This is a genomic window from Bacillus testis (assembly GCF_001243895.1).
GTDB lineage: Bacteria > Bacillota > Bacilli > Bacillales > DSM-1321 > Bacillus_AD > Bacillus_AD testis.
The window spans coordinates 2,477,618-2,489,717 of the sequence record NZ_LN851186.1; the positions used below are offsets into that span (position 1 = coordinate 2,477,618).

The following is a 12,100-nucleotide window of genomic DNA, read 5'->3' on the forward strand; positions in this document are numbered from 1 at the left end:
CCTCACCACTATGATACTATATCAAACCCAAAAAGCGGTAGTGCTGTTTTAACAAACAATATCGCCGTTTTGCCGGCATATTATTAGTGTTTTCCTAACCAGTTTGACTGATTGCAGTAAATTTCTCCAATCAGCCAAAACGTCCCTTCTTGCAAGTAGGAACCACCCTAAAAAACTGCTCCCGATGCTCCCTTTCCGTAGAGCAAACGGTGAGCATCCCCGCCATTGGGACCTTTCCCTGCCCCACTAACGTTGATACAAAAAAAGAACGACTGCTCAGTCGTTCTCTCTTTGTGATTGTATATATGCGGCAATCTGCGGGCCATGGAATCGGCCGTTTTCGATAAAGATTTCATTCGCATTATTCCCGGCCGCAATGACGCCAGCGATGAACAACCCTTTTACGTTGGATTCCATCGTTTCACTGTCAAATACAGGGCGGCCGCTCTCTTGATCCACTTCCACACCCATTTGCTTCAGGAACGATTGGTCGGGATGGTAACCGATCATAGCGAACACATAATCTGCCTTCACCTTCTGTATGGCACCGCCGCCAATTTGATAATGTACATCGTTTTCTGTGATGGAATCGATGGTTGCATTAAATTCCATTTTGATCGTGCCATTGCGGACAAGCGATTCGAATTCAGGAAGAATCCACGGCTTCACGCTTGGAGAATAGGCGCTTCCGCGATACAGGACCGTCACTCTTGCCCCTGCTTTCACAAGTTCGAGCGCCGCGTCCACACTTGAGTTCTTGCCGCCGATGACCGTCACATCGCAATCAAAGAAAGGATGCGCCTCTTTGAAGTAATGGAAGACATGGGGAAGCTCTTCGCCGGGAACGTTCAACATATTAGGCTGATCATAATACCCGGTTGCCACGACTACGTAAGGCGTTATATACGTATTTTTGTCGCTTTCCACTACAAAAGAACCATCAGCCTCCTTTGTGGCCTTTAGGACTTTTTCAAAAGCATGGACGTTGATTTGTTTGCGTTTCACTACTTCTCTATAATAGGACAGCGCTTGGTTTCTGACAGGCTTTCTGTTTTCGGTAATGAACGCAACGTCGCCGATTTCCAGGCGGTCGCTGCTACTGAAAAACGTCTGGTGCGTAGGATAATGATAAATGGAATTGACCACATTTCCTTTTTCAATAACGACCGGCTGTAATCCAATTTCCTGCAAAGCGATGGCCGCCGCCAGTCCGCACGGGCCACCACCGATTATGATAGCATCTTTCTTTTCCACATGATCACTCCTCATAAGGCTCACCTACGGACAAATAGTTTCTCCTTAGATAAAAAATAAAACTCCTATCTTAAAGATAGAAGTTTTCTTACAATAATTCAATAAAAAGAACCCGCCATGCAGAATACTCGGTCAAATCCATCCGCGGAAGCGTGAAGCTTCGGCCATTTTACGGACGCCGATCATATAGGCGGCTAAGCGCATATCGACGCGTCTTGTCTGGGCGGTTTCATAGATCGCCTGAAAAGACTTTACGAGAATCTTTTCTAATTTTTCCTCTACCTCTTCTTCTGTCCAGTAATATCCCTGATTGTTCTGAACCCATTCAAAATAAGAGACAGTCACACCACCGGCTGAAGCCAGAACATCCGGAACAAGCAATATACCGCGGTCGGTTAAGATCTGCGTCCCTTCCAGAGTGGTTGGGCCATTTGCCGCTTCCACCACAATCTTTGCAGCGATATTATGAGCGTTTTCTTCAGTAATCTGGTTTTCAATGGCAGCGGGCACAAGGATATCGCAATCAAGCTCAAGCAATTCTTTATTAGAGATCGTATGATCAAACAAGTTTGTTACGGTTCCATAACTATCTCTGCGGTCCAACAGATAATCGATATCCAGACCTTCAGGATCGTGGAGTGCCCCGTATGCATCGGAAATGCCTACAACCTTTGCACCGGCGTCATGCATGAACTTCGACAAATAACTGCCCGCATTCCCGAATCCTTGGACAACTACTTTGGCGCCTTTCAAATCGATTCCTCTCTTTTTGGCGGCTTCCCTAATGACTATTGTGACACCTTTTGCTGTAGCCGATTCACGTCCATGAGAACCCCCTAGGACCAAAGGTTTGCCCGTAATGAAGCCCGGTGAATTGAATTCATCAATCCGGCTATATTCATCCATCATCCAGGCCATGATCTGCGAATTGGTAAAAACATCAGGTGCCGGTATATCCTTCGTAGGCCCGACAATTTGGGAAATGGCACGCACATAGGCACGGCTTAAACGTTCCAATTCACCAAAGGACATCGTGCGGGGATCGCAGACGATTCCTCCTTTACCGCCGCCATAAGGCAAATCCACAATTCCGCATTTTAGGCTCATCCAGATGGACAGCGCCTTCACTTCGCGCTCTGTGACGCCCGGATGAAAGCGAATGCCTCCTTTTGTCGGCCCGACCGCGTCATTATGTTGGGCCCGATAGCCTGTGAATACCCTTACACTTCCATCATCCATTTTAACGGGAATCTTGACCGTCAGCATACGCAATGGCTCCTTCAGAAGTTCATACACTTCCTCGGGATACCCTAATTTATCCAACGCCTTATGGATCACTGTTTGGGTCGAAAGTAACACATCATTTTTATTTGTCTGAGTAGACTTTGTTTGGTCTGTATTATTTTGAGCTGCCATGTAAGGACCTCCTAGAAAATCAACGATTGGTAAAATATATACCAACATCCAGTTGTTAGTATACACCTTGCATTTTTTAATCAAGCCATTATATGAAACATTCAGAAATAATAGATTACTGGTTTATTCCTTTCTTTTCAACCGTTAAAACGTCTTTTCCCGGTCGTAAATGGCTGTTCGATAAGAGGCTTACAAAATCCATTATTTAGGTAAAGTAATCATAGAAAGTAGAAACCCCACATCCTTCCACAATTATTTTTCCATACTCCTGCAAGCGGGACAGTGTGATCGTACTTGCCTCGCCAAATTCAGATGCTAGCGAAACAATAAAATCATAATGGCCAGCATCCATTTTATCTATATAAAGATAGTATCTTTCTTGCAGAAAATAAATAGAATTTTCCACATCCATCATCTTATTCCTTGCCATCCCAGCGAATCGGACCAGCTCTTCAAACTGGAAGCAATACAGGAAATCTTTCCTTGTGGCGTTATACAGCCGCAGATCCAAGAGGTCATCTTCCTCGCAGATTGTTTCATCATCCCTGCTGATGATCATGATGACGCCCTGGGCATGGAGAGAGAAGATTTCGATCTCGATCAATCCCTTGAATGGAAAATCCTCTTCCTGGCAAGCTTGTTCGATCATCCCTTTTATGATGGCATGCACCTTAAGGCTATCACTTTTGACGTCTTCCAACTCCAATCCATTCTCATACAAATCATCAAGGGTAAGAAAGATTTTAAGCACATTTTGATTCATTCGCTCAAGCTTCAACGCACATGCCTCCCGACGGTAAATACAATTTACTACATCATCATATGAATAGCCATGCGCGCTGTGCATATCCTTTGTTAGATTCGATGGAAAGACCATCATTTAAAGAGACACTCAAATAAGCGGTGCCCATTCACGAATTCTTTAAGCATCCATGAAGCGGGTTCGGATTAGTTACATCGGGATAAATGAATGATATGGGTTTGCGCTTTTGCTCCAAGGCGCAGCGGCAAGACACTCGTTCCATATCCGTTCGATGTAAACATTGTAGTATTGCCCTTAACTGTCACTCCGCCATGGGCGTACCGTCCGAAACCGAATAGCCGAATTTGCCCGCCGTGGGTATGGCCGGCAAGGATGAATGAAATTCCGTGGGCCGGATCCACTTTTCGCATGATGCTCGGGCTATGGCTGGCCAATATCTTAAAGGTGCCTTCTTCGCTGTCCTGCAAGGCTAAATCCAGCCTTGCCTTGCCCCCGTCACAATAATCGACGCCAAGCAGCGACATTTTGTCTCCTGTCGGGGATTCGAAGGTTACAGAGGTATTATCGAGGATTTTTACGCCTAAGCTTAGGAGAAGGGCGTCCAGTTCATGATAATCAAGCTCATAATCGTTATTGCCCCAGACAAAGTATACCGGTCCAATACTTTTCAGTTTGCGGATATTTTCTTCTATCAATGAAAAAGGAACGCCCCCTTCAGCAAGATCGCCTCCAATGATCACGCATTCTGCTTTTCCTTTGGCACTTTTAATAATACTGTCATGGATGGACCGCTTATGGATATCCGATATGAAGAAAAGAGAAACCGTACCGAAGCCGGCAGGGAAATCCATAAATGAGAAAGAGTGTTCCATCACATTATTTTCGTAAGCGAGCCGCCACATATAAAGGCAGCCAGCCAGACCGGCTGCCACTATGGCAACAGCGCTCCATAATATATATTCCATATAAACTCCTTATTTCCAAAAAAAATTTAACATCAAACTACCAAAATCATATCACACCTGCACTGTTTAGCATATGACTTGCACTTCTGATTGTACCAGTCAGAAAAAAGCCCTTTCCTACGGTCGGAAAGGGCTATAAATATGGGTCAATCTTCCGTTATGCTCAGAATACGGAACCCTGCTTCCTCGAGTTTCTTTGTGAATTTATCGAGGTTCGCTGTCTGCTCAATCTTCATGACAATCCTGCGGACAAGCCGGTCTCCTTCATCAAAAGTGACCAAAGAAATGATATGTTCATGGTATTGATGGGCGATATCCGTAAACTTTGCCAAGCGCCCTTCTGTTTCGACCGATGTAAAGGCAATCCGAACACCTTTCCGCTGCATGCCGAATGCACTTTGGAACTGTTCAAGAACATCAAAGCGGGTGACGATGCCCCGAAAGTCGCCCTGCGGCCCTACCACTGCCAGCAGCGGAAAATTTTTGAGCGCAATGACCGTATTTTCGAAAATTTCATCCCCCGTCAAGAATTCTTCCTGATGCGTCACATTTTCGCCTGCTTTGTTCTCATTCAAAAAAGAAGTACGGTCTCCACCTTTGTTGAAATAATATTCAAAAATATGGTGTCTGGTAATAATCCCTTTGTACTTCTTTCCTTCAAGTACCGGAACCGCATCAATTCCGTTTTCATCCATCCGGTCTAACGTGAGGCGCAATGAATCTGAACTTTGGACAGTTATACACTCGAAGCTTGGCTTCATAATGCTTTTAACAAACATCGAACATGTCTCCTTTCAGAGCGGACAGTCAAAAATTTTCATTTATTCTGATGGAACAGGTTGATATCGTACATTTCCTTCATTACCTGAAAAATCTTATGGCGCTCCTTCCAGGCGTTTTCCTGCTTCCACAAGTCCTTGCTGCGGTCCACAATCTCACATCGCAGCGCATGGTATTCTTTCTCTGCCTTATCCATTTTCTTTTTCAGGATTAGCATATAGCCATATACACCAAAGGCAACGGTACAGTAAAGCAGCGAAGTGTTGTGGCCCATGAATTCAGTCAGCACATCGAGTAACGAGGAAGAATAGGGCCGGACGTAGAGAATGTATATATACAGAATCAGTAATAAACCCAAAATTAAGGTAACGATGGTTGTCCTGAAATGCTTTTTCTTAAGACGGTCGAACTTCCTTTTCCGTTCTATTACATTCTGCAGCATCCGCTTCGTTGCCAAGTCAGTCACTGAATCATCCAATTGTATGATGGCTGGATCCATATCATTCACACTCCTCATAATAAAGAAGTGTATGTCCGCCCACCCCATCTTTAGAACTGGATGTCACAAGATCATGGCTTAACCGGGATTTTCAATACTTGTCCTACTGAAATGTTATTGTCCGCTAAGCCATTCCATTGCTTGATTAACTCGATGCCTGCCTGCGACTTGTAATAATTCATTGCAATGCGAAAGACAGTTTCCTTTGGTTGAACGGTATGCTTATACACCTTATACCCATTTTCCATCGTATAATGACTGTTTTCCGCTGGATTGTTTTCCGGATTACTTTCCTTCCCTGCTGTCCCGGAAGCCACTTCTTTCTTCTCCGGCTTAATAGTAACAGGCTGCTTTTGGCCTGCATCTGTCTGATCTTGATCTGGCGCTTTTTCCGGCGCTTTTTCTGTCTCTTTATTCTGCTCTTGATCTTTGCTGTCATTTACAGCCGTTTCTTTTTTTTCTGGAGCTTTTGCCTCTTCTTTTTGTTTCTTTGGTTCAGAAGCCTCTTCTTTCACAGCTTTTTTGTCAGAAGACGAATGGTTAATGATGATTTTCTCAGAATAAGAATCTTCGTTTCCGCTTGCTTTTTTGCTTGGTTCGTCATCTTTTGTCAAAAACGAATAAATGGCAAAAGTCGTTATAACCAACAATACGAAGAATAGGGCCAGCAGTTTAACCAACGGAAACTTGATTTTCATCTTCACCTTCTGTTTCTTCCGGCTATGGACTTCCTTCCTTGAAGGCAAGGAAGAGGTGTTCCATTCGAAATCGTCCCGATCGGACTGGACCTTTTCCCGCAATTTATCAGCTTGGTCTTTCTGTCTTAAATCCTTCATATGCATCACTCACTTCCACAATAATCATCAGTACGTGAAGTTGTTTTCACAGCTTTCCTTTTTATGTATAATCCTAGAAGAAGATCAATAACGAAATGCATGGCGATCGTCACCAGCAAATTCCCGCTTTGCTCAAAAATCCAGCCGAATAATAGGCTGAGCACCATCACATTTATAAATAAATACGGATGGAATAAATACCGATAGTGCACAAGCGCAAAAATGATGCTCGCCACCCACAGGTTCGTATGTGTCTGGATGGCACCGCGGAATAGCAGCTCTTCGCAGACCGATACGGCAGCCGTCAATATAAGTATCTGCCCGTACGAGGAACTGCTGAAAATCCTTTCATTGATTCCCCCATCGTCATAATAACGCGGAGGCACGATTTTCATCATCAGCCAATCAAGTGCCACCACCAACACGCCCACCCCTCCCCCAACCAGGAGGATTCGGCTGTCATGCCAATCAAACAGCCTAAAAAAGTCCCCGAACGAATCAAACAGGATCAAATTAAGAACCAACGCCACCGCCAACACAATCCCCTGTGTAAGCCATACATTCATTAGAAGGACATCATCCGATAACTCTTTAATGAGATCTGCCTGCTTATTGTTCATGTCTCTCCGCCTCTTGCGGTGTCAGGAAATAATCCAGCTCCTTCCGCCAGTCATTTTCGAGGACCCGCCATTCAAGATTCATCCCTTCATCTTCCTTACCAAAATAATGCGACGCTTCGTAACCGCAATTCGTACAGCAAGGGACAGGGCGTGGCTGATCAGTCTTTTCATGGAAATAATGCAGAATGCCTTTCCGGTAGCAACCTTCGTCCATCAGCCATTGATAAAATTTCGACCACTTTACCTGCTTCTTACGGGCCACCTCTTCCATGGACTGAGTAAGCTCATGCACGGCCCTAGCGATGGCGCCATTTTCCCGCTGGATAAAATACAGCAGAAGCCTGGTTTGCACTTCAGAAAACTGCACATGGTCGAAGCCCGCCTGGAGTTGTTCCGCTGAAAGGCCTGAAATCTTATCGCCATACATCCCTGATATAAACTCCATAAAAAGGTCCAGCTGCATCGGGGTCGGCCGTTCGCTTTCCATCAAAAACAGTGGCAACGATTCATCACCGCTTGTGTATAACAAAATAGCGGCGCTTTCCTTGCCGTCGCGGCCAGCTCTTCCGATTTCTTGCAGATAAGCTTCCATGCTGGACGGAAGATGGTAATGGATCACAAAACGGACATTATCCTTATTGATTCCCATGCCAAATGCATTCGTGGCGCATATAATCTGCAGCTGATTCTGGAGGAATTGCTGCTGGATCAACACCCGCTGCTCCTGCTCCATACCCGCATGGTAGAAACCGACCCCTTCCACACCTTGGTCCGCAAGCCAGCGTGACATGCTCTCTGCCGTTTTTTTGCTAGAAAAATAAATAATTCCCGGTTTACGCAAAGACTCGACCAGCTGCAGAAGCCGATTCTGCTTATTTTCATTCGTCGAAAGTTTTTCGATCATTATCCCGATATTGCGGCGGTCGACTGAGCTGACGATTTCCCTGCATTCCTCCAGATGAAGAAATGTGCCAATATCTTTTCTGACTTCCTCTGTCGCCGTGGCAGTCAAAGCCAGAGTCAAAGGATTGCCAAGACGTTCTCTAACTTCTCCCAGCTGCAGATAATTGGGGCGGAAATCAAAACCCCACTGCGATATACAATGTGCTTCATCGACGACGAACAAGCCAATATCCAATCGCTGCAGGGCCGAAATGATACTGGGCATAGCCAGCATTTCAGGCGACAGGAAAATAAAACGATATTCATTTAGCCTTCTTAAGACGCTTGCCTTCTCGCCGAAATTCAGGAAAGAAGTCAACGCAACCGCCTTCTTTTCTCCATTCATTTTCAGCTGGTCGACCTGGTCCTGCATCAGGGACAGCAAAGGAGAAACGATGACCGCCGGTTTATTCATCAGATAGGACGGCAATTGATAGCAAAGTGACTTGCCTGTCCCTGTCGCCAAGGTGGAAATCGTATGATTGCCGTTCATGACCGATTCGATCGTCTCTTTTTGGCCGGGCCGGAAAGCACTATAGCCGAAGTAATGCTTCAATTGCCGTTCCAGTTCCTGATTCACCGCTCTCATCTCCCTTCCGCAAGCACAAGCCTGATTTGAAAATAACTGGCTTCAACGGCCAGTTCCTGTCTGATCGCTTTAAGTGATTTCGTTTCCAGTTTTCTTGCAACCCGCCGTATCTCCTCAATTAACGGCTCACTTACATAGTCATCCAATTTGATTTCTGACGTATGAAGAGCCAGCTCCACGATATGGTCTTCGATTGTACTTTCTTTCAATTGGCGCACAACTGCTATCTCAGAAACGCTATAGCCTTTTTTTAGATAGACGAGCGTCGACATACTGCTTCGCGTAATAGGGGAGGAAAGATTTTCAAACAAATCCGCCGTCAATTCCGATAAGAGATTACTTTTACTTTCCTCAATGGAACGCTGAAGCAACAAATGCAGGCAATCCAAAAAAGCAAAATGGACAAAGTAGGCATCTTTCCCTAATCGGTCGGCAATTTGTCCGTTGCTGTAACCCGCCCTATGGAACCCTGTCAGCTTCCACAGAAAGATCTGCGCCGTTTCCGGCGGGCATTCCTCAAGAACAGCTTTCAATTCGGCATGCAGCAGTCCTGCCAAGACGTTCATATTACTATATTTAAATAACAAATGCTTGATCCAATTCTGAATGATGATATCCTGTTCAATCGGATAATAAGATGCGTTTCCATGAACGCCATTCGATAAAACTTGAAACAAAAACGAAAGCCGTTTCCAAAAAGGAATGGCTACCATATGAAAAGCAAAACCATTCATATGGATCGGCAAAGGATTCTTTTCCACATACGCCTTCAACGATCGCCATCCTTTATCTGTCAGCGTATAAATTGCCTTTTTCATTCAAAATCGAAAGCAGGCCTTCCCGTTCAAGGGAATCGACTCGCTGCTGGAACTGCTCTCTGCCAAGGGAGGGACAAGTCCTGAAAAAAGACTCTATATAAAAAAACCGGCTGTCCTGGATTGTCTGCGAAGATTTCTTTCCGTAGAGGATATGGTAGACCGAATAGACCGTCCGCTCCCCGCCGATCTGCGCCAGGCAATGCAGAATGATGGCCTCCAAATACGAATGCACCATTATAATCACAATCCTAAACTTTGTCGTATTGATACATTAATTTTATCAGAATTTAGCATAATTTGCTGAAAAACATTTTTTGTACATTCAGTGAAAAATCAGGAACAATTTCTAGACAATACCAGTATAGTTCCACACAAACAAAGTAAATACTATTGAAAAGTTATTTGCACACATATACAATAAAACACGTGGTTTAATTATTATATCAGTACGATTCATGTACATAGATTGGGAGGTTATATCATGGCAAAGTATACAATTGTCGATAAAGACACATGTATCGCTTGTGGAGCATGCGGAGCCGCAGCGCCTGATATTTACGATTACGACGACGAAGGCATCGCCTTCAACATCCTTGACGACAACCAAGGAACAGAAGCCATTCCAGAAGTACTGGAAGACGATATGATGGACGCATTCGAAGGATGCCCAACAGAATCCATCAAAGTTGCAGAAGAACCATTTGAAGGCGACCCTTTCAAATTTGAATGAATAATGTAGAAAAGCGGAAGGGCACGTTTAGCGACGTACAAACTGGAGCGTTTTTCTCGAGATAAAGGATACACAGCGAACGTAGAGAGCTGATGTTGACTTATCGTAGAGAAAAACGTAAAGTTTGCTAGGAGCTGTGCCCTGCAGCTGGATCACCGAAAAGCAGAAGCCCTCCGTTTAGCGACGTACAAACTGGAGTAGCTTTCTTTGAGATAAAGGAAACACGGCGAAGGTACGAGCCGATTTTGACTTATCGTAGAAGAAGATGCGAGGTCCCTGGCCGCCGGAGCTGGATCAGAAAAGCGGTAGCCCTCAGTTTGCTCCATACAAACAAAAGGCTTTTTTCATGACCCAAGTACCAAACAAAAAGAAAACCACTAAATACCCATGGCCCGAATGAATATCGAGCACTGGTTATTTAGTGGTTTTTAACGTAGGATCAAAACGGCTCTGTTAGCGGAACATCGGTCTCTACTTCGTCTTCAACAACCGTGAGTTTCTTTATGTGCTATCGTATTAAAATGAAAGGGCAACGTTTTTTCGCTTGCTATTAGCTTAACTACAAGGTTTTGCTTACTACAAGCGGCCAACATAATAAAAAGTAAAAACAACAGAGCTACCCCTAATCTCCCCATTCAATTTCCCTTCCAAAATACTAAATACTTAGTTATATTGAGCAACGCCATTTTTCAGCATGGTTAAGAAACAAACAAATACGAAAAACAAAACAGCCTCACTTCAAAGCAAGGCTGTTTTGTATATATGTCAATTCTTTATTTATTTAATTGGTAAATTGGCGACAATCGTTCAAGCCAACCTTTCAGCTTGCCGAACAAAATCAATGTGATACTTGTTACCAACACGCCCTTAATCAAGTTAAATGGAAAAATGGCGGTTATGACCATTGCTCTTGTTTCAGCAGATGTCATCACTCCCCAGTTGGCGAAAGTGGCATACGCCGGCAGAATGACAAAATAATTCAAAACTCCCATCAGTACTGCCATAAAAACAGTAGCGACTGAAAGACCGGCCACTAAGCCTCTCTTACTGGTGAATTTTTTATAGATAAAGTAGGAAGGCAAAACAAACGCGATGCCTGCAATAAAATTAGCCATATGCCCAATTGGAACCCCTGTCTCGCTTCCCGTCATGGCATAATCCAAGATATTTTTAAGCATTTCAACGACAATCCCGGCAAGCGGCCCGTAAATGACTGCTGCCAATAAGGCAGGAATATCACTGAAATCAACATTGAGGAACACTGGGAATCCCGGCATCGGGAAGTTCAGCAGCATCAAGATATAGGCGATGGAACTGAACATAGCGATTGCTACAAATCTCTTCAAATTCATGTCTTTCATACAACTCTCTCCTTCTTTTCTGATCTATTCCACGAAAAGAGGACAGGTTCTGTGACGATGGCATTAAAAAACCCTTTAGCTTACTTACGCTAAAGGGAGAAAATTCCAAGGTCAAATAAACGTTGTGCCTTTCATTTTTAAAAAGCAAAACGCTCGAACCTCCACCTTCTCCCATCCAGACTATACTGTCGGCTTTGGAATTTCACCAAATCAACCAAGAACCCAAATTGCAGATTCAAGGCTCGCGGGCTCAGAAAATATTTCTTCACCGCCGGTCGGGAATTACACCCTGCCCCGAAAGTAGATCATTTAATTGTTTTAGTATTATAACTTCATAGCACATAAGTATGCACCTATAGCTATCTAGTTGATTATATTTTAGCTCAAGGAAATCTAAAATACAAGAAATTAAATTTTTCAAATAGTGTAAAGGACGACAGGAAACTCTAATAGCCCACTTTCTATTAGCCGCATTATTTTTTAAAAATAATACATAATAAAGCGTTTACATAATCCGTGCCAAATTG

The 12,100-nt window shown here is 44.1% G+C and carries 13 protein-coding genes and 1 riboswitch; of the genes, 1 reads left to right on the forward strand and 12 read right to left on the reverse strand.

The genetic code is table 11. The features are described 5' to 3' along the window. Positions 1–276: 276 nt before the first annotated feature. From BN1765_RS12525 to BN1765_RS12575, 11 genes are all read right to left on the reverse strand, one after another. Positions 277–1,254 (reverse strand): YpdA family putative bacillithiol disulfide reductase, encoded by a 978-nt coding sequence (locus BN1765_RS12525; RefSeq protein WP_050615453.1) that lies wholly within the window; start codon positions 1,252–1,254, stop codon positions 277–279. Between the two features lie 132 nt (positions 1,255–1,386). Further along, complete coding sequence (locus BN1765_RS12530; RefSeq protein WP_050615454.1) at positions 1,387–2,670, reverse strand: Glu/Leu/Phe/Val family dehydrogenase; 1,284 nt, start codon at positions 2,668–2,670, stop codon at positions 1,387–1,389. A gap of 205 nt (positions 2,671–2,875) precedes the next feature. Further along, complete coding sequence (locus BN1765_RS12535) at positions 2,876–3,448, reverse strand: adaptor protein MecA (protein WP_050615455.1); 573 nt, start codon at positions 3,446–3,448, stop codon at positions 2,876–2,878. 170 nt (positions 3,449–3,618) lie between these two features. After that, the gene (locus tag BN1765_RS12540; protein WP_082195468.1) at positions 3,619–4,398 is read right to left on the reverse strand and encodes a metallophosphoesterase; all 780 of its coding nucleotides are present in this window, start codon (positions 4,396–4,398) and stop codon (positions 3,619–3,621) included. 146 nt (positions 4,399–4,544) lie between these two features. Further along, positions 4,545–5,177 carry a CBS domain-containing protein gene (locus tag BN1765_RS12545; protein ID WP_050615456.1) on the reverse strand — a complete coding sequence of 211 codons (633 nt, stop codon included), beginning with the start codon at positions 5,175–5,177 and terminating at the stop codon, positions 4,545–4,547. Positions 5,178–5,215: 38 nt separating this feature from the next. Further along, positions 5,216–5,677 carry a YpbF family protein gene (locus tag BN1765_RS12550; RefSeq protein ID WP_050615457.1) on the reverse strand — a complete coding sequence of 154 codons (462 nt, stop codon included), beginning with the start codon at positions 5,675–5,677 and terminating at the stop codon, positions 5,216–5,218. A gap of 71 nt (positions 5,678–5,748) precedes the next feature. Then, entirely contained in the window at positions 5,749–6,513 is a 765-nt protein-coding gene (locus BN1765_RS12555) for a LysM peptidoglycan-binding domain-containing protein (protein WP_187119447.1), read from the reverse strand. A 5-nt stretch (positions 6,514–6,518) separates the two neighbouring features. Next, on the reverse strand, positions 6,519–7,133 hold the full coding sequence (locus tag BN1765_RS12560) for a CPBP family intramembrane glutamic endopeptidase (RefSeq protein ID WP_050615459.1): 615 nt from the start codon (positions 7,131–7,133) through the stop codon (positions 6,519–6,521). Next, entirely contained in the window at positions 7,123–8,664 is a 1,542-nt protein-coding gene (locus BN1765_RS12565; RefSeq protein ID WP_050615460.1) for a RecQ family ATP-dependent DNA helicase, read from the reverse strand. The genes BN1765_RS12560 and BN1765_RS12565 overlap by 11 nt, the downstream gene beginning before the upstream one ends. Further along, positions 8,661–9,437, reverse strand: coding sequence for a YpbB family protein (locus tag BN1765_RS12570; RefSeq protein WP_050615461.1), 777 nt, complete (start codon positions 9,435–9,437; stop codon positions 8,661–8,663). Before BN1765_RS12570 ends, BN1765_RS12565 begins: the two co-directional genes overlap by 4 nt. 13 nt (positions 9,438–9,450) lie before the next feature. Then, positions 9,451–9,717: a YpbB family protein gene (locus BN1765_RS12575; protein ID WP_050615462.1), complete on the reverse strand. Its 267-nt coding sequence runs from the start codon at positions 9,715–9,717 to the stop codon at positions 9,451–9,453. Positions 9,718–9,963: 246 nt separating this feature from the next. On the opposite strand from BN1765_RS12575, the gene BN1765_RS12580 reads away from it, so the two are divergent. Next, positions 9,964–10,212 (forward strand): ferredoxin, encoded by a 249-nt coding sequence (locus BN1765_RS12580; RefSeq protein ID WP_050615463.1) that lies wholly within the window; start codon positions 9,964–9,966, stop codon positions 10,210–10,212. A 773-nt stretch (positions 10,213–10,985) separates the two neighbouring features. Here the strand turns inward: BN1765_RS12580 and BN1765_RS12585 are convergent. Continuing rightward, positions 10,986–11,573 (reverse strand): ECF transporter S component, encoded by a 588-nt coding sequence (locus tag BN1765_RS12585; RefSeq protein ID WP_050615464.1) that lies wholly within the window; start codon positions 11,571–11,573, stop codon positions 10,986–10,988. 159 nt (positions 11,574–11,732) lie between these two features. Beyond that, positions 11,733–11,879, reverse strand: a riboswitch (FMN riboswitch). Positions 11,880–12,100: the final 221 nt, after the last annotated feature.